22 protein-coding genes and 1 pseudogene are annotated in these 22623 nt (G+C 62.3%); 11 read left to right on the plus strand and 12 right to left on the minus strand.

Features of this window, described 5'->3' with window-relative positions; all coding sequences use genetic code 11:
- Positions 1–895 precede the first annotated feature (895 nt).
- Entirely contained in the window at positions 896–1141 is a 246-nt protein-coding gene (locus NKH59_RS18200) for a hypothetical protein (protein ID WP_353022672.1), read from the plus strand.
- 59 nt (positions 1142–1200) lie between these two features.
- On the opposite strand, the gene NKH59_RS18205 is transcribed toward NKH59_RS18200, so the two are convergent.
- Positions 1201–1590 (minus strand): toll/interleukin-1 receptor domain-containing protein, encoded by a 390-nt coding sequence (locus NKH59_RS18205; protein ID WP_353022674.1) that lies wholly within the window; start codon positions 1588–1590, stop codon positions 1201–1203.
- A gap of 649 nt (positions 1591–2239) precedes the next feature.
- Between NKH59_RS18205 and NKH59_RS18210 the strand changes: the two genes are divergently transcribed.
- Positions 2240–3124, plus strand: a complete 885-nt coding sequence (locus NKH59_RS18210; protein WP_353022676.1) for a hypothetical protein — start codon at positions 2240–2242, stop codon at positions 3122–3124.
- Between the two features lie 478 nt (positions 3125–3602).
- Here the strand turns inward: NKH59_RS18210 and NKH59_RS18215 are convergent.
- The 5 genes and pseudogenes from NKH59_RS18215 to NKH59_RS18235 form a co-directional block, all read right to left on the minus strand.
- Positions 3603–3815, minus strand: a pseudogene (locus NKH59_RS18215) (transposase); the annotation flags it as partial.
- Between the two features lie 32 nt (positions 3816–3847).
- Positions 3848–4570: a CE1759 family FMN reductase gene (locus NKH59_RS18220; protein ID WP_352469679.1), complete on the minus strand. Its 723-nt coding sequence runs from the start codon at positions 4568–4570 to the stop codon at positions 3848–3850.
- 36 nt (positions 4571–4606) lie between these two features.
- Entirely contained in the window at positions 4607–5833 is a 1227-nt protein-coding gene (locus NKH59_RS18225; RefSeq protein ID WP_352994470.1) for a CE1758 family FMN-dependent luciferase-like monooxygenase, read from the minus strand.
- A gap of 98 nt (positions 5834–5931) precedes the next feature.
- Complete coding sequence (locus NKH59_RS18230) at positions 5932–6357, minus strand: DoxX family protein (RefSeq protein WP_352767280.1); 426 nt, start codon at positions 6355–6357, stop codon at positions 5932–5934.
- Positions 6358–6502: 145 nt separating this feature from the next.
- Positions 6503–7123 (minus strand): isochorismatase family protein, encoded by a 621-nt coding sequence (locus NKH59_RS18235; RefSeq protein ID WP_352767278.1) that lies wholly within the window; start codon positions 7121–7123, stop codon positions 6503–6505.
- Between the two features lie 126 nt (positions 7124–7249).
- On the opposite strand from NKH59_RS18235, the gene NKH59_RS18240 reads away from it, so the two are divergent.
- The 3 genes from NKH59_RS18240 to NKH59_RS18250 all read left to right on the plus strand — a co-directional run bounded on the left by NKH59_RS18240 (position 7250) and on the right by NKH59_RS18250 (position 10608).
- Positions 7250–8116, plus strand: a complete 867-nt coding sequence (locus tag NKH59_RS18240; protein ID WP_352539260.1) for a LysR family transcriptional regulator — start codon at positions 7250–7252, stop codon at positions 8114–8116.
- A 369-nt stretch (positions 8117–8485) separates the two neighbouring features.
- Positions 8486–9514, plus strand: a complete 1029-nt coding sequence (locus NKH59_RS18245) for an NADP-dependent oxidoreductase (RefSeq protein WP_352539261.1) — start codon at positions 8486–8488, stop codon at positions 9512–9514.
- A 32-nt stretch (positions 9515–9546) separates the two neighbouring features.
- A complete protein-coding gene (locus NKH59_RS18250) occupies positions 9547–10608 on the plus strand; it encodes an alkene reductase (RefSeq protein ID WP_352469672.1) in 1062 nt (353 codons plus the stop codon).
- Positions 10609–10736: 128 nt separating this feature from the next.
- Here NKH59_RS18250 and NKH59_RS18255 read toward each other — a convergent pair whose 3' ends face one another.
- Positions 10737–11630 carry a LysR family transcriptional regulator gene (locus NKH59_RS18255; RefSeq protein ID WP_352469671.1) on the minus strand — a complete coding sequence of 298 codons (894 nt, stop codon included), beginning with the start codon at positions 11628–11630 and terminating at the stop codon, positions 10737–10739.
- A gap of 101 nt (positions 11631–11731) precedes the next feature.
- On the opposite strand from NKH59_RS18255, the gene NKH59_RS18260 reads away from it, so the two are divergent.
- The 3 genes from NKH59_RS18260 to NKH59_RS18270 all read left to right on the plus strand — a co-directional run bounded on the left by NKH59_RS18260 (position 11732) and on the right by NKH59_RS18270 (position 13457).
- Positions 11732–12601 carry an NmrA/HSCARG family protein gene (locus tag NKH59_RS18260; RefSeq protein WP_352469670.1) on the plus strand — a complete coding sequence of 290 codons (870 nt, stop codon included), beginning with the start codon at positions 11732–11734 and terminating at the stop codon, positions 12599–12601.
- Positions 12602–12739: 138 nt separating this feature from the next.
- Positions 12740–13114: a glutathione S-transferase N-terminal domain-containing protein gene (locus NKH59_RS18265; RefSeq protein WP_352685387.1), complete on the plus strand. Its 375-nt coding sequence runs from the start codon at positions 12740–12742 to the stop codon at positions 13112–13114.
- 100 nt (positions 13115–13214) lie between these two features.
- On the plus strand, positions 13215–13457 hold the full coding sequence (locus NKH59_RS18270) for a hypothetical protein (protein ID WP_352469668.1): 243 nt from the start codon (positions 13215–13217) through the stop codon (positions 13455–13457).
- Positions 13458–13607: 150 nt separating this feature from the next.
- On the opposite strand, the gene NKH59_RS18275 is transcribed toward NKH59_RS18270, so the two are convergent.
- From NKH59_RS18275 to NKH59_RS18285, 3 genes are read right to left on the minus strand one after another with little or no spacing between them, the layout of a single operon-like run.
- A complete protein-coding gene (locus NKH59_RS18275) occupies positions 13608–14381 on the minus strand; it encodes an SDR family NAD(P)-dependent oxidoreductase (protein WP_352767268.1) in 774 nt (257 codons plus the stop codon).
- Positions 14378–15175, minus strand: coding sequence for an SDR family oxidoreductase (locus NKH59_RS18280; protein ID WP_352539265.1), 798 nt, complete (start codon positions 15173–15175; stop codon positions 14378–14380). The genes NKH59_RS18275 and NKH59_RS18280 overlap by 4 nt, the downstream gene beginning before the upstream one ends.
- A gap of 3 nt (positions 15176–15178) precedes the next feature.
- Entirely contained in the window at positions 15179–16570 is a 1392-nt protein-coding gene (locus tag NKH59_RS18285) for a transaminase (protein ID WP_352539266.1), read from the minus strand.
- Positions 16571–16726: 156 nt separating this feature from the next.
- Here NKH59_RS18285 and NKH59_RS18290 point away from each other — a divergent pair, with 156 nt between their 5' ends.
- Positions 16727–17473 carry an IclR family transcriptional regulator gene (locus NKH59_RS18290; RefSeq protein WP_353012904.1) on the plus strand — a complete coding sequence of 249 codons (747 nt, stop codon included), beginning with the start codon at positions 16727–16729 and terminating at the stop codon, positions 17471–17473.
- Positions 17474–17766: 293 nt separating this feature from the next.
- Here the strand turns inward: NKH59_RS18290 and NKH59_RS18295 are convergent, their stop codons facing one another.
- Complete coding sequence (locus NKH59_RS18295) at positions 17767–18684, minus strand: LysR family transcriptional regulator (protein ID WP_352469662.1); 918 nt, start codon at positions 18682–18684, stop codon at positions 17767–17769.
- A 501-nt stretch (positions 18685–19185) separates the two neighbouring features.
- Between NKH59_RS18295 and NKH59_RS18300 the strand changes: the two genes are divergently transcribed.
- On the plus strand, positions 19186–20085 hold the full coding sequence (locus tag NKH59_RS18300) for an MBL fold metallo-hydrolase (protein ID WP_352539269.1): 900 nt from the start codon (positions 19186–19188) through the stop codon (positions 20083–20085).
- 455 nt (positions 20086–20540) lie between these two features.
- On the plus strand, positions 20541–21488 hold the full coding sequence (locus NKH59_RS18305; protein ID WP_352767497.1) for a helix-turn-helix domain-containing protein: 948 nt from the start codon (positions 20541–20543) through the stop codon (positions 21486–21488).
- Between the two features lie 148 nt (positions 21489–21636).
- Here the strand turns inward: NKH59_RS18305 and NKH59_RS18310 are convergent, their stop codons facing one another.
- Positions 21637–22620: a branched-chain amino acid ABC transporter permease gene (locus NKH59_RS18310; RefSeq protein WP_352767259.1), complete on the minus strand. Its 984-nt coding sequence runs from the start codon at positions 22618–22620 to the stop codon at positions 21637–21639.
- Positions 22621–22623: the final 3 nt, after the last annotated feature.

The raw sequence follows: 22623 nt of genomic DNA on the forward strand, positions 1-22623 counted from the left end.
AATACCCCACGGGATCGCATCCAGATCAGCAAAACCTATTCACTTCAACGACATAGACAGATGGGTGTTATGAAACAGGATTGTAATCCTCCTTCCATGAGTTGATGGCGCTGCCGGCCTCGGCCAGTGTCGAGAACAGCGTGTCATTGAGGCCGGCTCGCGATCTATGGCGCGATAGGTCCCGTAGCATACCTTGATGAGCAGCCCCTCGCCGCGCCTGTGGGCCAGATAGCAGGGGGAAACTCCGATCTCAGTCAAGTCGCGCGTCCGCACTTCACCCTTTTCACGGGCAAATGCGACAGCGCGCTCTCGGGGGGATGGCTTGGGCCCGCCGGCCAATCGGATGTGCTCAGCGCGCTCGGAGTCGCGTTTACGAATCTCGGCGGAAGGCTCTGTCGTAGTTTTCGAGGGGGATCGGCAGCTCATAGTCCGCGATTTCATTCGGCCCGGAGAGCCACCGCAAATCAAAACGGCGAGCGTCGTATATCGCCCTTTGCAGCCCGGCTCGCCTCCAATGCGAGACGCGCTGTCAGATCGGCCGAACGGCAGTAGCGGACATTGCCGCAGCTACATTCCGCCTTGACGAGCATATTGTGCCGGGTCGCCTTGCCCAGCGTGTCGATTGGATCGTGCGCCATGAGAACAGAAAAGGAACATTTTCCTTGAACGTCAAGGCGGCTTATGGAATCTTTTAGCCATGAGTGATGAACCTGCCCGGCTTGCCGAAGCAATGACGGCGGTCCCGCGCCCACCCGCGCGGATCGAAAACCACGTCTACCAGTTCGAGGGATGCACGAAGTGTGCGCCGTTCGGATTTGCAAAGCCCGAGACAGCCATCGCACTGCTTCTGTTTCGAGCATTGCGAACACGGTGACAGGCATTTGGCGGGGACGAGATGATCAGTAAACCAAAACGAACGGGCGAATATCCAGACCGCGTTATCGACTGCCAGGAGGCGATGGAACCCGGTTTTCAAGCCATCGTCGATTGCATGCTTGAAGTGGGTTGGACACGAGGCGAAGTCCTGCGATCCCTGAGGCGGCTGATCGCGGCGGACAATGTGACCCAGAAGGAGAACGCCAGGACTGAAACTCAACTGGCGATTGCTCGGGCCATGATGCGCGCAGGCAAGCCGTTTTAGAGTGATGCTCGCGAAGGCTCTGGCACCGGGCGCCAGTGCGCCCACCCGGCGCGTTGACGCTAGGTGGTGACCAGTTCAGCTAGCTTGGCCGCTACGTCTGTCATCGGCATTTCTGCTGTGTCCAGCCCGTTCCGCGAGGCGAGCATAGGGCTGACTTCGCGGAGAGCGTCATAGGTGGTGTTATGGATGATGGGAACAAGTTGATCGCGCTGCAGGAGCACCGAAAGCTCTTTGTCTGCGACGCCCCCAGACGGAAGGCGCTTCAGCAGAGAGGGAGTCACTAGCACGATCCCAATCCGCGACTTCGCCAGCCCCTTGTCGATAGCGCGGAGAAATGGCTCACCAAGTCCGATGTCATTCTCACTAAACCAAACCGACACCCCTTGCCCAACGAGAAGGTCATTCAGATCCTTGGCGGCCCCCTGCCGATCGTCCCATGCGTGGCACAAGAAGATGTGCCGAAGATCGGGTAGCGGCGCTCGTCTTTCTACGGTTTCGCGGATAGGGGTGAGCGCCCGCACTTCTTCAGGCGTGTAGAACTGGCTCGAGCCAGATCCTGACCAGCGTGGCTTTGCGGTACGACGAGACCCGCCACCGCTACTCCGACCGCCTCCACTGCTTCCCGACGATGAGTAAGAAGCTGTGTAGGACGGGATATAGGGCGAGGTGTAAGACGACCTATAGCCGCGATAGCGGGGGCCGCACACTGGGCAGTCCGCTCCGCCGCCGCGTATGTGGCCTCTTATTGGTGCAGTGCATCCAGCCATGCGGCGGAAGATACAAGTTGTCATCGCCTGATGCTAGTTACTGACGCTGTTATCCCCAACTTGCGAGAATAATTTCGGAAGCAAGTTCTTGGTCCAGGTCCAACGCAGTGGACGCTCATCTGAGGTTCCGGTAACTGTTCAACTCAATAAGTTCACTGATTTCACGCCGGCCGAAACCGAGGACCTTATCGAAATCGCCATCGTAAATAGCCATGTGGGAGGGTGTCATGACAGACTTGGACGTGGCGGACTTTTATTGGAAATTGCTCAAAGCCAATAAAGACAAGACCGATCCGGGAGCAGTGACGATGCTAAACGAGTTGCTGTTCCCATGAGCCAGGTTACAAGCCTTTGGCATACTCTAATTTCCAGCCCCAATTTCGTGCCCGTGGTGGTGGCGGGTGCAGCAGCCTCATATGCCGGCGCATGGGGGGCGCAGGTCGCAATTTTTCGCCGAGATCAGCGTCGAGAAGTAGTGGCTACGTTGAGAGCCGTGAACGCCGCGCAAGCGCTGTGTTTCTCAATCGGAAACAGCTTTATGGCGCTGAAGAAGCAGCATTTGGTTGCGATGCTTGCCCGGTTCCGCGAAATGGAAAAGCAGTTCGCTGAGTTCATGGAGAAAAGGCAGGCAGCGAAGGAAGCCGAGCAACCGGAGAAATTTCTGTTTCAGGCAGACTTGCATACCCTGCCGATCTCGAAAGTGCCGATGGATCGGTTGGAGACCATAGTCTTTGAAAAACTCACGCTCGATACGAAAACGCTGTCGCTAGTGATCGCGGTGAGTACTGCGATTGACGCACTCAACACATCGACAACGGCCCGAAACGACATGATAGCGAAATGGTACGAAGGGCCTGCGAGGCCAGACGATGAAATCCTGATCCGCTATCTCGGCATTCCGTTCGAAGGTGGTGCGGATGAGACATACAAACAGATGCTTTTTGCGATTGAAAGCTATTGCCACGATTGCATTCATTTTTGCAAAGAGTTGGCCGAGGCCCTGACTAAGCACGGCCAAGGGGTTCGCAGGAAATATTGGCATCACATTTTCTGGCGGTTGCCGAAAGTTGCCAAGGCTGACTATTCCGCGCCAGAGGTGCAGGAATTGCTCCCGGACCCGAAGGACTATGAGCAATGGCATAAGGGCTTTGCGTCCGAACCGACGAAATGGCAAATGGTCAAGGATTTCTGCAGCCGCAAAAAGAAAGGGGATTAATCCTCCCGAAAATCCTGCAACGACGCGTGCCGCAGATCCTCCTCGCCGCGCAGATGCTTCACGCGGCCGATGATGCCAGGCTTCACCCATTGCTTCGCCGGCCGCTTCATCCCCTTCGGCGCCGCTCGCGAGCGCGAGCATAGTAGGACGCCCCACGCCGTAAAAGGTAGCTTGAACGCGCCATAATTGCTCCACATGGACGGCCTGTGTGTTACAAATTTGGGTGAAAAAGGCCAATAACTACAGAGATTTATATGATTTCAAGGCGTCAAATCAACTTGGACTGCCGTCCAGGTTCCCCAGCCTAACTGGACGCGGCGGCGAACAATGAGGTTCGCGGATATCCCTGCGAACATCCGCATTTGAGCGGTCAATCGGGTTAGCAAACGAATTCAGTGGCCGCACTGTATTGGCGGTATCCCTCTCCCGCTACCATCACTACCTTGTCCAACCCGGAGACATGGGTAACAGATTGTACTTAAGACATGGGTGACAACCTCGTGCCGAACGGGTTGTCGATGGTCTGCAAGGTCCTCTGTTCCAAGTCGATATACCCGAGATCGTAATGCATGAAGCTGACGAGCCAAATGCCGTCGTCGATCTCCTTGATTCCCAGCCTCTGACCGGCGAGCACGGTCGAGACGTTGATCTTCTTCCTGTGCATGCAGATGCGGCCGCAAGCGGTAACTAGGCCAAAGGATTGGGCAAGGAGATTCAGCTCCCTCAGCCTCTGACGATCATCCGCTCTACAGCCGTCCCTCCTGCGGCCAGCTTCATCAGATCGGTGTCGAAATTGACATCGGCAGCGCTGCGCTCCGCGCGCGCCGCATTGCCTGCGAACTGGTGTTGATAGCCTTTCCATGCCGCGTCCGCGATGGATCGGCTGGTGCCACTCAACAGGAACTGGGTGAGCTCGGTAGCAGCTCGATCGATGCGACCGCCGAGCTCCGGCGACCCCCAATCCTCCGGGGCAGCAAAGATCGACGTCGGCACGGGAAAAGTGCGCAGAAACGCGAAAAGTGGGCGCATCTGCGCGTCCGCGACCATCGCATGGCGGGCGGTGCCGGCCGTCGCGGCGAGGATCACCGGTTTGGCAATGAGCAAGTCGTTGTCGAGGATATCGATGAACGACTTGAACAGCCCGCTGACACCGGCCTTGTAGACTGGCGTGGCGGCAACGACGGCATCGGCGCCGGCAAGCGTTTCGATTACGGACTGCACCTTGGCCTCGGGAAATCCGGCCACCACGGCACGCGCAATATCGACTGCAAGCGGAGCCAGGTCGATGACGCTAAGGACGGCGGTCTTTCCCGTACCAGTGATACGTTCGATGCTCTTCTGTGCGATGCGGTCGGCCAGCATCCGCGTTGTGGAGGGATCATTTACGCCTGCGTTCACCACGACGAGCCGTATGGGCTTCCCCCTGTTCTCGATGGTCTTCGTCATCTCTCTAATCCTTTCCCTGAAGACACCACCGGGGGCCTACCGCTTTGCGACATTGCCGGACCGGGCGGCCTGCCCCACGACCAACGGAGAGCGGGCCGATTCGCTTTTGTCGTTATCGTGATACGGCCGGACATCCGTCAGGTTGTCTCCGCGATTGGCATTCGGACGCGGCTGGCGCGGCGGCTGGTCTCCATACTTGACTTCCACCAGGCTCCGGTGCGTCGGGGCTCTGGCGGCGCCCGGCGAGCGTCGCGCCGCCATCTCCTTGCGGAGCACGGGCACCACCTCAGTGCCCAGCAGCTCGACCTGCTCGAGAGCCATCTCCAGCGGCAGCCCCATGGCGTCGAGAACCCACAGCTGCCGCTGATAGTCGCCGAAGGCTTCCCGGAAGCTCAGCGTCCTGTCGATGACCTCCTGCGGGCTGCCAACACTGAGCGGCGTATCGCGCGAATATTCTTCCAGCCGATAGGTCTTTCCGTAGATGGGGCTGCCTTCGAAATAGGGCCGGAATCGGTCGTATGCGTCCTGCGAGCGCTTCGCGATGAAGGCATAGCCACCAAGCCCGACGACGGCCTGCTCCTTGGTGCCATGTCCGTAATGCTCGAACCGCTCGCGGTAGAAGTTCACCAGCGGCAGGAAGTGCAGGTTGGGCGCAAGGATGTTGTTGGCGAAATAGCCGTTCCCGTAAAAAGCCGCCTGCTCGGCGATCTCCGGAGTGCGGATCGAGCCGTGCCAGACAAAGGGAGGAACGTCGTCGAGCGGACGCGGGATCGACGTGAAGCCTTGCAGCGGGGTCCGGAATTTGCCTTGCCAATCGACAACGTCCTCGCGCCACAGCTTGTGGAGCAGATTGTAGTTCTCGAGCGCCAGTGCGACACCGTCACGCATGTCCTTCCCAAACCAGGGATAGACCGGCACTGTATTCCCGCGGCCGAGCATCAGGTCCGTCCGCCCCTTCGAGAGATGCTGCAGCATCGCGTAGTCTTCCGCGATCTTCACCGGGTCGTTGGTCGTGATGAGCGTCACGGCGGTGCTGAGGATGATGCGCTGCGTCTGCGCGGCGATATGGGCGAGCAGAGTCGTCGGCGAGGACGAGAAAAAGGGTGGGTTGTGGTGCTCGCCGATGGCGAAGACATCGAGCCCGACCTCGTCCGCCCGCTTCGCGATCTTGACGATCGCATCGATCCGCTGCGCCTCGCTCGGCGTGACGCCTGTGATCGGGTTGCGCGTTACGTCGCTGACAGAGAAGATTCCGAACTGCATTTTGAAGCTCCAGGGGCTCGATGTCGGTAGATGTCTGCGTCAACGGGTCGTGATCCGCGAGTGGCGGGCCGGCCTACCCTCTTCGTGACTCGCCATGCTCAGCGAGCCGGGATCTTGGCTTTCCGCAGCCGGGCCCAAGCAATGAACAAGGACAAGGCGAGCAGCGTCAGGTTGATGGGCAGCATCTTGGCCGTCTCGCCGAGCAGCGCATGCGTGATGATCGCCCCCACCTGTATGAGTGAAAGCCCGACAGCCGCCAGCGGCGTCAGCCAAGGCTTGATCCGCGTCGCGGCCGGCAGGATGAGACCGACAGCGCCCAGCACTTCGAGAGTGCCTATCAGCCGTGTGACGGCTTCCGGTACATGGGTGACGAAGCTCATGCTCGCGGCGAGCGCGTCGATGGGCTGTGTCAGTTTCGCGCCACCGGCTGCCAGATAGAGGAGAGCCAGGAGCGCCTGTGCGATCCACAGCGCCAGGCTCCAACGATTGATGGGGCCGCGAACGGCGCCGGTTTGAGTTTTCATTTTGATCGTCCTTTTCGAAAATAGGGAGATTGGCGGCGGGAGAGCCGACTATGCGGGGCTCGCCGGTGCTGCCGATAGAACAGGCGGGAAAAATCGGCCCTGTCAGAGGCGTCCCCGCCGCTCCAACCGTGCTCGGCCTGGCGCTTCAGGCGGCCTTTGCGGCCGGACCCTGCAGCTTCGCAAGCTCCTCGTAATACCAGTACACCAGCGTGCGGGCCTTGTCGGCCACCGGCCCCGCCCAGTCGCGGAAGAGTTCGGTAACGACAGCCAAGGCCGTACTGGGGACCGCCCCGGCATGAGTGAGCCGCTGGATCGCCGTGCTGTGGGCAAGCTGCGACCGACCGCCGACGGCGTCGACCGGGAAAGCCACGTCATGGCCGTCCTTGAGCGCATCGATGACCGGGAAAGCAAGACAGATCTCGGTCCAGAGGGCACCGATGATCAGCCGTTTGCGGCCGGTCTTCTCGACCGCGGCGCGAAAGGCCGGATCTTCCCACGAGTTCATTGTCGAGCGATCGATCACCTCGATGCCGGGCAGTTCGGCGAGGATCGCCGGAACCGTGGGGCCGTTGACACCCATGTTTGCACCGACCGTCGAGAGAATAATGGGCATGTCGAAAGCCCGTGCAGCCCTGATCAGTAGCCGCACGTTGAGCTCGACCAGGTTGGCCGGCGTTTCGGATCGGATCTGGCTGAACATTTCCGGCTGGTAGTCGATCAGCACCAGCGCAGATTCTTCGTATTTCCACACGTCTTGCACGCTCATCTATTTCTCCATGGGGTTGGTCCGGCGCGGCTATGCCGGATGAACTGACCCACAAAGGATGGCGTTCCTTGTCGGCTTAAGATAGCCTCCGGTTTTGCGATTGATTGTTGCTGAAAGCGGAACGCTATGGAGATTGAGGACGTCAGGACTTTCGTGGAGATCGCGGAGGGGCGAGGCATATCGCCTGCCGCGCGGCGGCTGGGCGTCGCAAAATCCGTCGTCAGCCGCCGACTGGCTCGGCTGGAGGAAACGCTCGGAAGCCAGTTGCTCTCTCGCACGACTCGCGGCGCCGCCTTGACGGAGGCCGGCGCGACGTTCCGCGACCACGCCACTCGCATCCTCGGCGAGTTCGAGGCGGCACAGGATGCAATAGCACCCGATGGCGCGGTGCGCGGGCTGCTGCGTATCGCCGCGCCCCTGTCTGGCGGGCCGAGGCTTGTCGCCCCGGTTCTTGCCGAACTCGCTCGACGCCATCCCTTGCTGCATGTTCATGCAGCCTACAGCGATCGTTTCGTGGATCTGATTTCCGAGGGCTTCGACGCGGGAATCAGGGCGGGATTTCTGCCTGACTCGAGCCTGATCGCCAGACGCATTCGGCCCATATCCGGCATGCTTGTCGCCAGCCCCGCCTATGTCGCCGGGCATGGGGCACCGCAAACGCTTGGCCAACTCGCGGATCACGAGTGCCTGTTGCAGGGGACCGAAGCATGGCGGTTCGTCGAGGGAGGCAAAACGATCGCGGTCCATCCTCACGGTCGTTTCAAGGCGGATAACGGCGAAGCGCTGCTTTCGGCGGCGCTGGCCGGACTCGGCGTGGCGGCCCTGCCGGATTTCCTGATCGAGCCCCACATCGCCTCCGGTGCGCTCATCCCCCTGCTTGCCGACCACACGGTGGTCGCGGCAGGGCTTTATGTGGTGCGTCCTCCCGGCGACTTCCCGCCACGCAAAGTCAGAGCGCTGATCGACATCATGCTCGAATATCACGCCGGCTGAGGACGGGCGCCCGACGGCCAATGGAGATCGGCGGCTGTGCACTCTGCGGACCCGGCCGAAGGCTATGGTTAGTATTCGATCGAGACACTGGCAGAACTCGCCTTCAAGCGGCTCAAGAGCGGCATGGGCACCCATAAGCTTCCTGCACGCGATGAGCGGCTCGTCCGAAGCTGGCTCATGGCCCATCTGATCCTGGCGCTGATGATCGACGAGCCCGATCACGCGCCGCTACAAGGTCGCCGTCGGCCGACCGCTTTTCCGCCTGGCCGAAAAGCACCGTACGGATAAGGCCACAAATACGAAATTGGAGACGCCGGAAGGCCATTAGGTGTCTCTCCAGCGAGACAGACTGTCTTATTTCGATGACTTATGGCGCGGATTTCGAACGCATACCTTCTGCCAAGAAGGAGAACCTACATGATCCAATCCGCTGATCTCAAGCGCGGGGCCTCCACATCCGAACCGCTTGCCCCCGGCCGAGCCTTACGTCTTCAAGCCTATGGCGGCCCCGAATCGCTGACAGTCGATAGCGTATCCGCGCCCGAGCCGGGTCCGGGCGAGGTCTTGGTGTCGGTCAAGGCCGCCGCGGTAAACGGTATCGACTGGAAAATCCGTGAAGGCTACCTCCGCGAGCGCTTCAAGCTGACCCTGCCCGCGACGCTTGGCATCGAAATGGCCGGCGTCGTGCTTCGGACCGGCCCCGGCGTCACAGGCGTGAAGCCCGGGGATCGGGTTATGGCCGCCATCGGTGGCGTCGGAGCCTACGCCGACCATCTGGTCATCAACGCCGAGAAGCTCGTCCTGACGCCGGCATCACTGTCCGACGTGGAGGCGGCGGCCATTCCGGTGGCGGCGATGACAGCCTGGCATGTCATTCAGGCGGCGGATTTCGACCTCTCCGGACGGCGGGTGCTGATCCATGGCGCAGCCGGCGGCGTGGGCGGCTTTGCCGTCCAGTTCGCCAAGGCGGCCAGAGCGACGGTCTTTGCCACGGCCTCGACCAATAGCCTGCCACATGTCCGGGCGCTCGGCGCGGACGAGGTGATCGAATATCGGCAGCAGAACTTCGAGCTGCTTGCGCGCGACATCGATTTCGTCGTCGACCTCGTCGGTGGTGAGGTCGTGAACCGCTCCTGGGCAGTCCTGTCGCCCGATGGCCTTCTCGTAAGCATCGCCGCCACGGACCTCGCATCACGTACGCCGCCAGGCCGCCGCGGCGTCTTTTTATCGAACAAACCTGATACCGCGCGCCTGACCGCGATCGCCCAGCAGGTCGCCGTCGGCGCCCTGCGATCGACGATCGCCGACGTGGTGGGCTTCGATGATTTGGCTTCCGCAATCGAGCGCAATCGCACCGGCCACGCACCCGGCAAGATCGTCGCTGATTTCACCCGCTGATCACCAAGTTTTCAACTTTCAAGGAGTTTATCATGACGACTATCTGGAGTCCGGTCCGCGTGGGCCAAATGGACCTGCCCCACCGCCTGGCCTTGGCCCCGATGACTCGCAGCCGTGCCGAGTTCAACGGCGTACCGGGCGAGCACGCCGCTGAATACTACGCCCAGCGCGCCTCCCTTGGCCTGCTGATAACCGAGGGTGTGCAACCCTCGGCCGATGGCCAGGGCTATTTCGCGACGCCGGGGATCCACGCACCCGAACATGTCGCCGGCTGGCGCAAGGTCACCGATGCGGTTCACGCAAAAGGCGCGAAGATCTTCCTGCAGCTCATGCATGTCGGCCGCATGTCGCACCCGGACAACACGCCGCATCACCGTCAGCCCGTCGCCCCATCGGCCGTCGCGCCCGGTGAGCAGATGTTCACTGCGAGCGGCATGCAGCCCATCCCCGAGCCGCGCGCGCTGACGACCGAGGAAGTCGCCGCCACGGTGCAGGACTTCCGGCGGGCCGCGCGGCTGGCTATCGATGCCGGCGCCGACGGCGTCGAGATTCACGGCGCCAACGGCTATATCGTCCATCAGTTCTTTGCGCCGAACGCCAATCACCGGACCGACGCCTATGGCGGGCCGATCGCTAACCGCATTCGGTTCGCCGTCGAAGTGGCGCAGGCTGTCGCCGATGAGATCGGCGCCGATCGCACCGCTATCCGCCTTTCGCCAGGCCTGCCTTTGGGCGGGCTTGATGAAGGTCCGGAGAGTCCTGCGCTCTATCGCGAACTGGTCGCCGCGCTGGCACCACTGAAGCTGGCCTATCTCCATCTGATGTATGGCGGGGGCGACGAGTTCCTCGCCGACATCCGCCGTGCGTGGCCCACGACCCTGATGGTGCTGCGGCTTGGCCGCACACGCGAAGCCCTGGACCAGGACATCGTCTCGGGCCAGGCAGACATGACCTCGATCGGCCGTTGGGCTTTGGCCAATCCCGACTTCGTCGAGCGTCTGCGGTTGGGCGCGCCCGTCAACGAGCCCGATCCATCCACCTTCTATGGCGGTGGCGCGGCCGGCTACACGGACTATCCGCGGCTTGCGGGCTGATGCGTCGGCTGCTGTAGTTCATCGGACTGCAGCAGCCACCTTCTGGCGGTCGTCGCTTGCGTTATTGGATCAAGCTGGCCCGCGACGTGGGTGATGGCGTTGGCCGACAGAAGGTAACCGTGGCGGCTTCAAATCCGAATGAACGCTGCCAATTCGTCGGGAGTTCCTTTTGGGAACGCTCCTCTCAGATGGTCGAGAAAGGCGGAAACGCGGGCATTCAACAGGCGCCGCGACGGGTAGAGCGTCCACAGTGCCGTATCGGGACCATCCACGTCCCCCCAATGCACCAACGTGCCGGCGGCCAGATCATGACTCACGAGCGATACCGGCAACCGTGCCGCACCCACGCCCATGACGACCGCATCGCGAACCATGATGATCGACGACAGGCTGAGCACCGGGGTGAACGCGATCGTCGTCGGCCCCGTGTCCGGTTTGATATTCCACAACGAGAGTCCTCTGTCCGAGCTCCGCACGACAGCGGGAGCGGCGTCTCCGTCTCGCGGTCTCGCCACTTGCGGGCTCGCCACGATCACAAGCCGATCACGCATGAAGACCCGTCCCACCAGGCTTTCATCGGAACGCGGATTGACGCGAATGGCCAGGTCATACCCTTCTTCGACCATGTCGACTGCACGGTCTTCGGTCGTGACTTCAAGGATAACGTCGGGATATTTGAGCGAGAAGCCTGCCGCCAGCTTACCCATCGCAAGTTGAGAGAAGAGCAACGGTGCACTGATCCGCAAATTTCCACGCGGTTCCCGGTCTCCCGACGCAATCGCTGCGGCCGTCTCCTCCACTTCCGTCAGCAAGCGACTGGTTCGCTCATGCAGGTCCTTTCCCTCCTGCGTGAGCTTCAGGGTACGCGCCCCGCGCTCGAACAAGCGTAGGCCCAAGCTATTCTCCAGTTCTGCGGCGCGCCGCGAGAGCGTCGCCTTGGGGCGCCCTGTGGCGCGCGCGGCTCGCCCGAATCCACCATGACGTGCAACCAGATTGAAGTCGGCTAGGGCGAGCAGGTCCATGTGTTCCACCAGTGAGACAGGGTGTCTACAAATGGCAGCTTCCGGTGCGTTTGTGGACTCCTAAATAGCGCTAACGATCTGATAAAAGCAGGAGTGACCACATGACTATCCTCGTCACCGGTGCAACCGGAACCGTCGGCCGCAATGTCGTCGATCAGCTCATCAAGCGCGGCGCTAATGTGCGCGCGCTCGTCCGCGATCCCTCGAAGGCCAATTTACCAGCCGCCGTTGCCCTCGCCGAAGGCGATCTGCTTGACGTCGATGCGCTGCGCACGGCCTTCTCGGGCGTGTCCACCCTGTTCTTGCTCAACGCCGTGGTGCCCGACGAGTTTACCCAGGCGCTGATCGCCCTCAATCTGGCCCATGAGGCCGGGATCAAGCGGATCGTCTATCTGTCCGTGCTTCACAGCGACATCTACGTGAACGTGCCGCATTTCGCCGGTAAGTTCAGTGTCGAACGCATGCTGGAGCAGCTGGGCTTCAACGCCACCATCCTGCGGCCTGCATACTTCATCAACAACGACTATTCGGTGAAGGACGTGGTGCTCGGTCACGGTGTCTATCCGATGCCGATCGGTGACAAAGGCATCGCGATGGTCGACGCGCGCGATCTCGGTGAGATCGCAGCCATCGAGCTGGTTCGCCGTGAGCAGGCAAGCGAGCCGCTTCCTCTCAAGCGGATCAATGTCGTTGGTCCCGACACGCTGACCGGTGCCGATGTCGCCGCCATCTGGTCGAATGTTCTTGGGCGGACGATCCACTATGGCGGCGACGATACCGCTGGGTTCGAGCAAAACCTCCGAAATTACGCACCGAGCTGGATGGCGCTCGACATGCGTCTCATGGCCGAGCGCTTCCTTGTGGTTGGCATGGTCCCTGAGGCAGGGGATGTTGATCGATTGACCGGCATGCTGGGTCGCCCGCTGCGCTCCTATCGCGACTTCGCAGCGGAAATCGCTGTTTTGGCTTGATCATTCCGCATGTCTGAATATCGGCCTGCCGGTGCGCTTGCAACGCCGGCGGCCGAACGGGGTCATGCGGCGGCATATTCGAGCGCGCATAGCCGCCCCACGGCCAACCCGCAGTGCATCCGGCAAAAGGCATTTGCCATGACCAATACCGTGTTCAAGCCCATCGTCTACCTGCTCCATGGCTGCCCGTTCTGCATGAAGGTTCGCGTGTTCCTGCTTGAGGCGAGACTGCTCGACCAGGTCGACATCCGGCTGGTCGAACAGGGCAGCAAAGAGAAGTGCCAGATCACAGAGAAGCTCGCCGCGCACCTGCCCAAGGTCGGCTTTCCAACTGTCGAGCTAACGCCGGGACAGTATATGACGGAATCCGACGAGATCATCGCCTGGTTTGCCAAGGGCGCCGCCATCGACATCGCGACGCTGCCGACCTTCCAGGATTGTGTCGGCGGTATTTTCAAGGACCACATCAGCCTGTACCGCGAGAACATGCGGCTCCAGCAGCAGGCGGTCTGAGAGCCGGTTCGAAACTGGGTGTTTGACACCGGACCTTGATGGTGCAGTCTCTTCGCCAGTGGGAGAAGCGCTTTGGGTCGGGTTCACCACGGGAGCGTACTTGTTCACCTATGTGGGCGTCCGGAAGGCAGTCCGCGGCAATATTGTCGGATATGCTTTCTGTTCAGATGCCTCGATTACCGCGGAAGGCAAAGCGAAACGCGCGTTGTGCATGTATTCGCACGGCAATCCGCGCGACCATATCGACCATTCCTGCCATCGCCGCGCGTTCTGGGTGTTTATGAACGCGGGTGTAAAGCAAGTCCTGGCCTGTTCGACCGTTGGCGCCATCGTGGCTGCCTGAATTGCAGCCAAAAGCGCGGCGGGGCAAATCAACGCGGTCTTCCCTATCTGAATGTCGGTAGAGGCAGCAGCGTGAGACAAGTGGCGCCGCTTATCAGAGCGCCGGTATCCTGGCCATTCGCCTGTGACAAGCCTCACTGGTCAGGTCGCATCACACTGCCCTGTTTTGCGTTGGTGCACGGCCGCCGCCGTCGGCGACGAGCACAGCACCGGTGACGAAGGAGGCGGCATCGGAAGCCAGGAACAGACAGCAGTTGGCGATCTCAGACGGTTCGGCGACACGCCTGAGCGCAATACGGCCGGTGAGCGCGGTGAACTCCTCGTCGGGCGTCGAGCCGTTGGCCGCTGCCGCCACTTCCATTTCGTAGACGCTCATCGGCGTGCGCACCCAGCCAGGCGCCAACGCGTTGGCGCGGATGCCGTCGGGGCCATGTGCAAAGGCGAGCGAGCGGGTGTAGGAGACGAGTGCTGCCTTGCTGGCCGAATAGGCGGCATTTTGGCCGCTGGCGTTGAAGGCGCCGACGGAGGCGATGTTGACGATCGCGCCGCCGCGCTTTTTCATGAGCGGCAGTGCGGCGCGGCAGACCATCATGGCGCCCGTCACATTGACCGCAAAGCTGCGCGCCCAGGTCTCATCGCTCAGGCTCTCCGGCTCGTCGAGGATCATCACTCCGGCGGCGTTTACGACGATATCAAGACACCCGCCGCAGGCGTCGATAGCACGTGCGACATCGTCTGCGCTGGTGATGTCGCCGAGCACGGCGGCACCGCCGCTCGCCTTGACGGCGCCGTCCAGTCCCTCACCGCCGAGGCCGAAGGCGATGACTTCGGCGCCGTGCCGGCCGAACAATTCGGCAGTGGCGCGGCCCATTCCGGTGGCAGCACCGGTGATCAGCGCCTTGCGGCCTTCGAGGCATCGGCTCATGTCAGCCCCCAATGGCGCTCGACGGCGAAGCCGGTTTCCGGCAGCGTTGAGCCGCCGTCGACGACGATCGTCTGGCCGGTAGTGTATTTGGCCTGCTCCGAGGCGAGGTAGAGCATGGCATAGGCAATGTCGTCCGCCTCGCCGAGATGGCCAACGGGGATGTGTTGGCCGAGGCGCCCGGCAACTTCCGGCGCGCTCATCGTGCCCCTGCCCGGCTTGGCTATGAAGCCCGGCTCGACACCGTTGACGGTAATGCCGTCGCGCGCGAATTCGAAGGCGGCACCCCGAATGAAGGCGTTGACGCCGGCCTTGGCGGCCGAGTAATGCGCGCCGCCGGCCATCGCCAAGCGCGCCGACACTGAAGAGGTGACAAGGATGCGGCCGAAGCCGTTCTTGCGCATCACCGGCACTGCTGCCTGCGCCAGCCAGAAGCAAGGCTTGAGGTTAAGCGCCAGCGCTTCATCGAGCTTGTCCTCGTCAAGATCCTCAATCGAGGCCCAGGGACAGCCGCCGGCATTGTGGACGACGATGTCGAGCCGGCTCGCCTGACGTACGATGTCGCCGACCAGTGCGTGCAGCCTGGCGCGGTCGAGCACAGCAAGCGGAACCGCACGCACATCAAGCTTGCGGGCGGACAATTCGGCGGCCAGCGCTTTTGCCATATCGAACGTTCGATTGGCGATGACGACACTAGCACCGGCCTCGGCGAAGCGGGTGACGATCGCAGCACCGATGCCGCGTCCGCCGCCGGTCACCAGCGCCACCTTGCCGCTGAGATCGAATGGTTTCGCCATCGCTCAGACGACTCCGGCGCCACGCACGAGATCAATGAAACGGGTGAAGACCTCGGCGTGGCGGTCGACATCGGCCTCGGTCGTCGCCGGACACATCAGGAACATGGTGTGGAAGGGCGTCACCAATATGCCCTCGTTCATGTAGAAGGCGTGCAGCAGCGTCTCGAGATCGCCGCGCCGGCCGGCGATGACGTCGGCGCCGTTCCGCGGCGGATCGGGCATGAACATGATCTCGGCGCGGGCGCCGATCTGCGTCACATGCCACGGCAACTTATTGGCGTTTATGATGCCACGTGCCATCTCCGCCAGCCGCGAGGCTCTGCCGATCATGATTTCGAAGTTGGCGGGCGTGAGCACCTCTTCCAGCACAGCGCGCATCGTGGCTACGGTGAGTGCGTTGCCGGCCAGCGTGCCGCCGATGCCGAGATGCGCCGACTGGCGCACGCGCGGATTGACCATCGGCACGATGGCCCACAACCGCTCGGCGATCGCCTGCGAGACGCCGAAGATGCCGGCCGGAATGCCGCCGGCGATGGCCTTCCCGGCGACCAGAATGTCCGGCTCCAGCCCATGCTCGGACGAATAACCGCCGGGTCCGCTGGAGATCGTATGCGTCTCGTCAATGATCAAGACCGTGCCGGTGCGGCGGGTGATCTCGCGCAGGGCGTCATGAAAGCCGTCGGCGACCGGGATCATGCCGAAATTGGTCATCAGCGGCTCGGTCAGCACGCAGGCGACGTCGCCAGCCGAGAGTGCCGTTCCGAGCGCAGCGACATCGTTGAACTCGACCACCCTCGATACGGCCGAATGGTCGACACCGTTGGGATGGATCATGTTGCGCAGGCCGACACGGCCGTCGCGGATCTCGACATGCGCTTCCTCGACGCTGCCGTGATAGCAGCCGGAAAAAACCAGCACCTTGTCGCGGCCGGTGATCATGCGGGCGATGCGGATGGCGCCGCGATTGGCGTCGGTGGCCGAGGTGGTCAGCGTCCAGTAGGGCAGTCCGAAGCGACGATGCAGCTCAGTGCCAACCCACAGGCTGTCCTCCGTGGGCAGCATCATCGTTGTGCCGTTCTGCAACTGGCGCAGTGCGGCGCAAGTCACCGCCTCCGGCGCGTGGCCGCACATGCCGCCAGTGTCGCCAAGGGCGAAGTCGACATAGTCGTGACCGTCGATGTCTCTTATATGGGCGCCGCTGGCCGACGCGGCATAAACCGGGAAGCCGCCGGCCCAGCGCCGCATCCAGTGCGAGGGTCCGCCATAGAGGAAACGCTGCTTGCCCTCTTCCCAGGCCGCCGCTGAGCGCGGATGCGTGTCACTGAAGCGCGCCTGCTCGCGGTCGAGCAGCTCACCAATGGTCGTTGAATGCGAATCGCTTCTGCTGGCAGCCATCACAGCGCTTAACTCTCCCTGCCGCGCGATTATTTTGGGGCGCGCGCGTTCCAATCTGGTTCACTATTTGAACCAGCATTTTGTATGTTATAGACTGCAAGGCGGGTTGGCTGCTGTCAAGTTAATTCACACGCGAAGTATCTCGGAGAATCGATAATGAGCACAGTCGGCAAGGCGGTTTCGCTGCTGGAGCTGTTCACGGTGGGTGAACCGGAGATCGGCCTCTCCGACCTCGCCCGCAAGGCCGGTCTCGACAAAGCCACCGCAAGGCGCCTGCTGGTAGCGCTTTCCAACCACCGGCTGATCGAGCAGGAGCCGAAGAGTCGCCGCTACCGGCTGGGCGCCGGCCTGTCGCGGCTGGCCCGCATTCGCGACGCACATTTCCCTTTCGTCCGCGTCGCGGCGCCTGTGGCGCGAGAGCTTTCGCTCGAAACCGGCGAGACCGTGCATCTGTCGGAATTCAGCGCCGGGGCGCTGCTGACCGTCCATGTTGAGCTTTCCACCAAGGCCAACCGCGTCAATGTCGATGTTGGCCAGGTGCTGCCGCTGCACGGCACAGCGTCCGGCGTCGCCTTCCTGGCCGCTTCAAGCCCGGATGTGGTCGGCGCCTATTTCAAAAAGCCGCTGCAGGTGTTCACCCGGCATACGGTGACGCGGCCGGACAAGGTTGTGGAGGCGATACGGCTTGCCGCCAGGCGCGGTTACTCTCGCAGCGCACAGGGCTATGAGGAAGGCGTGCACAGCATCGCCGCGGCGATCCTCGGCGCTGACGGCCAGCCGATCGGCACCTTGGCGGTGGCTTCGCCCGTCTCACGCGTCGACGACGCGACCGCAGCCACACAGGGCAGGGCAGCAATCAAGGCAGCACGGTTGATCACGGCGCGTCTCACCGGCGAACCTTAGCCTTGCATCTCCGCGACGGATGCATCGGGCATGCCCTTGCGCCATAATCTCGCAAAATCGGGCGGAACGAGCGGCTGCCCTCCGCCCGGATATCCGCAGAGCGAAGACGCTCGCGCAATGCCGCGAGCGGCTCATATAGCCGGCGGTCAGATTTCTGCTGCCCAAAGATCAGTTTCCGATCGGTTCGACCGGCTGGTCGGAACACGCTCAGGGCGTTGGACGGACTTTCTCGAAAGAGGAACTCGGGGCGACTTCGCTGTACACGGTGGCGAGACGACGCCCGCGAGCAGACATCAGCCGTTGCGGAAGAGGTTTCGAGGCCGCTGCCTGCCGTTCTGAGAAAGCATCTCGACGAACCGTGCAACCTTGGGCGGGCGGAACCGGCCGGCCGGATACACGGCGTGGATGCCGCCGGTAGGCAGCGTCCAGGCAGGCAGAATCGGCACCAGCCGGCCAGCCGCCATATGATCGCCGACAAGAAAATCGGGAAGGATCGACATACCGGCGCCCGCTAGGGTTGCCTCCAGCACGGCCGGGGTGCTGTTGATCGTCATGCCGGGCTTCATGCGGACTGTCCGCAGTTCATGATCCCCCCGGGTAAACCGCCACACCAGCGGCTCCTTCAGCGCGACATTCGCGACAAAGGGGAGGCCGGACAGTTCCTCGGGCTCGCTCGGGGACAAGTCTCCGGCTATGTCGGGCGCGGCGACCAGAAATTGCCGGAATGAGCTGATCCGGCGCGCCTGCAGGCTGGAGTCGGTAAGCCAACCTACGCGAATCGAGAGGTCGATCTGGTTGGCGACCAGATCCATCCTGGCGTCCGAGAGGATGAGATCGACCCGGCATGCCGGATAGATTCGACAGAACTCGGCTGCCAGTGGCGCGACGGTGATCGCGCCGTAATCGTTGGACGCGGTGATCCGCAGTACGCCCAACGGCTGAGCATTGGTCTGGGCAAGTTCGGCGAAGGCCTCTTCTGCCTCGCTCAGGATCATCACGCATCGCGCGTGAAGCTGCCGGCCTGCCTCGGTCGGCTCGACCCTGCGCGTCGTGCGCAGCAGCAGGCTTGTCTTCAATTCCGCTTCAAGCCGCGCAACCTGTTGGCTGACGACTGTCTTGTTGACGCCTAGCCGATCGGCCGCGCGAGTGAACGAGCCCATGTCCACCACGGCCGCGAAGTACGCCAGTCTGTTGAGGTTGATCGCTTCCATGCTCGCCTGCTCCGATTGTGCGCTTATACCTCACATTGAATCCAATTCATCGATATTTATCGTCCAATCGAAACGGTCCATCCTTCTGTGCGTCGGGCAACCGGGTCCGCGCAGGAGGAAAAGCAGAGTGACGATCGAGGCTTTTCCCGCAATGGGCCACGTCTACGAGGCTCGCTTCGGCGACCTCGCCTTCCATCTGCAGTTCGATGCCGAGGCACCTTCATGCGCTTGCCTCCGGAGGCGGCCAAGTTCGCCAAGGCGGAGGCCGTCCGCGACCGGGCGCTGGAAGTTCGGCCAGGGGTGTTCATGGTCTGGACCGAGGTTGCCGGGACGACCGTGGGTCCATGTCGGGGACTGCGAGAACGGTATCGTCCACACCACGATCACTCGGCCCTATCTGAGCTTCCTGAATTTATCCGGCGGCTGGACCCGGCCGACTCGATCTCAATATCGCGCGCACCCCGATTTCTTCAGCGCCATCCAATCCGAGAGGACACCCACATGCTTACGAGGAGACAAGTCATGAAAACCACATTTGCCATCAGCGCCGCTGCCGTCTTCGCCCCTGCCGATATCGGCCGTGCGGCTGGAACCGGACTTGCCTGGAAGCATTTCCCGGCCGGCCCAAACGGTTTTTTCCGCGCCCCCGTCCTGCTTTCCGGCGCCACCGAGGCGCTGCTGATCGACGGCGGCTTCACCTATCCGGACGGCCGCGCGCTGGCCGAAGAGATCAAGGCCAGCGGCAAGAAACTGACCACGATCTATGTCAGCCAGTCGGACCCGGACTACTATTTCGGCCTGAAGCCGGTGCGTGAGGCATTCCCCGAGGCCAAGGTCGTCGCCGCCTCGGACACGGTTGCCGCGATCAAGGCGTCGGTCAAGAAGAAGCTCGATGTATGGGGACCCCAACTGAAGGAGAACGGTCCGCAGACGCTGGCCGACATCGTCCTGCCCGATGCGTTTGACGGTCCGTCACTGACTGTGGATGGTGAGACGGTGGAGTTCGTCGCCGCCGAGGGCCTCGCTAATCGCCGCTATCTCTGGGCGCCCTCGCTGAACGCGGTGTTTGGCGGCGTCCTGGTCTTCGCCGGCGTTCATGTTTGGACCGCCGACACCCCGACCAGGGAATCACGCGCGGTCTGGATTGCCAATCTCGACAAGATCGCAGCGCGCAAACCGACCGTCGTCGTGCCGGGGCACATGACGCCTGAGTCGCCGGTCGACATCTCCGCTGTCGAATACACCAAGACCTATCTTCTGGCCTTCGAGCAGGAACTCGCCAAGGCCGCGGACGCCGCGGCGCTGAAGAGCGCGATGGAGGCCCGCTTCCCAGGCCTCGGCATGGGCGTCGCCCTCGACATCGGCTCGAAGGTCGCGAAGGGCGAGATGAAGTGGGGCTGAGATGAGCGCCAATTCGATCTGATCCGGAGGACCTATGAAGGGTCCTCCGAGGAGAACGGCGGCGATCTGCTGGCCGTGCTCGCGCGTCCGAAGTCGAATAGACCGAGGCGGAACGCCTTCCCTGTGCCGGCATGGACGCCCTGATGAATGTGTCTTCCAGTGCTTGGCCACCGAGCGGACCGGCTATCGCGCCGACGTGCACGGCTATCTCGCCGACGGCGACCGGGTACCGGCCTTTGAAACGGCTCGACCGCAAGATCGGGCCTTTCCGCACGGCAGCGGCATGGGGCCCTTCAGTAACGCGGACACCAGGATGCCGGCCGACTTCGTCCGGCGCGGCGTGAAGCACCTCCGCCGTTGCGGCAAAGATGCTTATCATGTTAAGGATGGCGTGGCGCTGCCGCTGCGTCACAATCCCGCGACAAGACGGGAACAACGAGAATGTGGAGGAGACTATGATCGCCCACCACGTGAGCGTCGCCGACGGCGAGGCTTTCCTATCTGCGTCGCGGATGCTGTTCGGCCCGATCACCCAGCGTTTCTCACGCGGCGAGGCGCCGTCGCTGCCGAAGCTCGTTTCCGTGCATCTCGGCTCCTGCCGGCTTTCCGAGATCAAGGCCAAGTCGCATCTGGTCGTCAGCGACCGTACCTTCTGGCGCAGCTTCGATCCCGACGCGATCAAGATCCTGATGCAGCTCAGCGGTCACAGCCGCTTCGAGCAGCAGGAGGTCGCGGTCGATCTCGGCCCACGCGCTGCGATCATCTATGATCCAATGCGCAGCTATTCGCTGCAAAACCTGTCGGATGTTGACCAGCTCATCCTGCAGGTGCCGCGCTCGACCTTCGGCGACGGGACGCTGGCGCGGCTCTCGGCGCCGGTGCCGTTGCCCGGCAACGACGACAGCCTCACCCATATCGTTTCCGGTCTGATGCAGATGGCGATCGGCACCGCTCACAAGCTCGACGAGGCCGGCTGCCGCCGTGTCGGAGAAAGCTTGATACAACTCGTCAACGGACTGATCCAGGCAAAGCCGACGGCGCCGGACTTCCGCCGCTCGCCGCTGGAAGCGCTGCGCGAACGCATCGTCGCCTATATCGACGCCAACCTGGCGCGCTCAAACCTGTCGGCCGAGGACATAGCCCGCCACATGGGCTGCTCCCGCCGCTATCTGCACCGCGCCTTCGAAGGCGAAGGCACCACACTGGAGCGGTTCGTGTGGGATAGGCGGCTGGAGCGCAGCAAGGAGGAGCTGCTGTCGCCCGCCCGCGCCTCAGCCTCCATCTCGGAAATCGCGTTTGCCTGCGGGTTCAATTCGAGCGCACATTTTTCGCGGGCGTTCAGAAGCAAGTATGACGTGGCGCCGAGAGATTTGCGGGAGCGAGTGCGTATGGTGGTGCATTAGGAAGGTGCTGTTAGCCGTACCTTTATCAGATACAGCAAATTGTTTTGCGCCCATATGAGGCACATTGTATCCTCACCTTCCATAATTTTTCGAGGGCTCTCACTCCCGACTTGCAGCGCTGACGCTTCAACAGGGCTGTACCCAGACCTCAAGCCGTCCGCCCTGCCCGCAAACTCCGCATCAGCCCCTTCGGCAAGAACAGCATCGCCAAGATGATGGTCAGCCCCGAAATCACCGGGTGGTAATCCGGCACCACGATGCGCGCCAGGTCGAACACCGCGTACATGACGAAGGCGCCGAGGATCGGGCCGAGCAGGGTGCCGGTGCCGCCGACCACCGTCATCATCAGCGGCAAAAGCATCCAGTCGAGGTCGAAGACGGAGTCAGGGCCGACATGGAAGATGTAGTAGGTGTAGAGGCTGCCGGCGACGCCGGCGATGAAGGCGCTGCCAGCAAAGGCGGCGACCTTGACCCTCAGCGTGTCGATGCCGTTGGCCGAAGCCGCCATCTCGTCGTCGCGCACGGCGATCAGCGCCAGGCCGTAGCGCGAGCGCATCAGCAAGCGGATGGCAAGCGCCGTGCCCACCATCAGGCCGAGCCCGACCAGATAGTGCGGCAAGAGCGTATCGAAGGTGCCGGCGGGCGCCACGACGCCGAAGGCGCCGCCGGTGAAATCACCGCCATTGATGAACATCACCTTGATGATCTCGCCGAAGCCGAGCGTGCCGAGCGCGAAATAGTCGCCGCGCAGCTTTGACAGCAGCGGCAGGCCGATGATGATGGCGGCGACGGCCGCGACCAGCCCACCCAGCATCATCGTCACCGGGTCGAAATAGTAGATCCGCGGATAGGCGTCATAGAACGTGCCCCAGAGATAATTGCCGCTCCACAGAATGGCGGTGGTGTAGGCGCCGAGCCCGAAGAAGGCATGGTTGCCGAGGCTGATCTGGCCGCCGAAGCCGGCAACGAGGTTCCAGCCTTGCGCCATAGTGGCGTAGATGAAAACGAAGAACAGGAACGAGAAGGCATAAGAATCGATCGCGCCGGGCAGGAGCGGCGCCAGCGCGAGGGCAGCGACCAGGGCAATTGCGATCCCAATCCAGAATTGTTCCGGCAAGGCTTTCTTCATCATGAC

Origin of the sequence: Mesorhizobium sp. M0998 (assembly GCF_040318885.1) — a bacterium.
Lineage (GTDB): Bacteria > Pseudomonadota > Alphaproteobacteria > Rhizobiales > Rhizobiaceae > Mesorhizobium.

Bases quoted from the DNA above. Each gene is read 5' to 3' on its own strand.
- NKH59_RS18200 (WP_353022672.1), top strand. From the start codon at position 896: ATGATCAGTAAACCAAAACGAACGGGCGAATATCCAGACCGCGTTATC.
- NKH59_RS18210 (WP_353022676.1), top strand. From the start codon at position 2,240: ATGAGCCAGGTTACAAGCCTTTGGCATACTCTAATTTCCAGCCCCAAT.
- NKH59_RS18220 (WP_352469679.1), bottom strand. From the start codon at position 4,570: ATGACGAAGACCATCGAGAACAGGGGGAAGCCCATACGGCTCGTCGTG.
- NKH59_RS18225 (WP_352994470.1), bottom strand. From the start codon at position 5,833: ATGCAGTTCGGAATCTTCTCTGTCAGCGACGTAACGCGCAACCCGATC.
- NKH59_RS18230 (WP_352767280.1), bottom strand. From the start codon at position 6,357: ATGAAAACTCAAACCGGCGCCGTTCGCGGCCCCATCAATCGTTGGAGC.
- NKH59_RS18235 (WP_352767278.1), bottom strand. From the start codon at position 7,123: ATGAGCGTGCAAGACGTGTGGAAATACGAAGAATCTGCGCTGGTGCTG.
- NKH59_RS18240 (WP_352539260.1), top strand. From the start codon at position 7,250: ATGGAGATTGAGGACGTCAGGACTTTCGTGGAGATCGCGGAGGGGCGA.
- NKH59_RS18245 (WP_352539261.1), top strand. From the start codon at position 8,486: ATGGCGCGGATTTCGAACGCATACCTTCTGCCAAGAAGGAGAACCTAC.
- NKH59_RS18250 (WP_352469672.1), top strand. From the start codon at position 9,547: ATGACGACTATCTGGAGTCCGGTCCGCGTGGGCCAAATGGACCTGCCC.
- NKH59_RS18255 (WP_352469671.1), bottom strand. From the start codon at position 11,630: ATGGACCTGCTCGCCCTAGCCGACTTCAATCTGGTTGCACGTCATGGT.
- NKH59_RS18260 (WP_352469670.1), top strand. From the start codon at position 11,732: ATGACTATCCTCGTCACCGGTGCAACCGGAACCGTCGGCCGCAATGTC.
- NKH59_RS18265 (WP_352685387.1), top strand. From the start codon at position 12,740: ATGACCAATACCGTGTTCAAGCCCATCGTCTACCTGCTCCATGGCTGC.
- NKH59_RS18275 (WP_352767268.1), bottom strand. From the start codon at position 14,381: ATGAGCCGATGCCTCGAAGGCCGCAAGGCGCTGATCACCGGTGCTGCC.
- NKH59_RS18280 (WP_352539265.1), bottom strand. From the start codon at position 15,175: ATGGCGAAACCATTCGATCTCAGCGGCAAGGTGGCGCTGGTGACCGGC.
- NKH59_RS18285 (WP_352539266.1), bottom strand. From the start codon at position 16,570: ATGGCTGCCAGCAGAAGCGATTCGCATTCAACGACCATTGGTGAGCTG.
- NKH59_RS18290 (WP_353012904.1), top strand. From the start codon at position 16,727: ATGAGCACAGTCGGCAAGGCGGTTTCGCTGCTGGAGCTGTTCACGGTG.
- NKH59_RS18295 (WP_352469662.1), bottom strand. From the start codon at position 18,684: ATGGAAGCGATCAACCTCAACAGACTGGCGTACTTCGCGGCCGTGGTG.
- NKH59_RS18300 (WP_352539269.1), top strand. From the start codon at position 19,186: ATGCTTACGAGGAGACAAGTCATGAAAACCACATTTGCCATCAGCGCC.
- NKH59_RS18305 (WP_352767497.1), top strand. From the start codon at position 20,541: ATGATCGCCCACCACGTGAGCGTCGCCGACGGCGAGGCTTTCCTATCT.
- NKH59_RS18310 (WP_352767259.1), bottom strand. From the start codon at position 22,620: ATGATGAAGAAAGCCTTGCCGGAACAATTCTGGATTGGGATCGCAATT.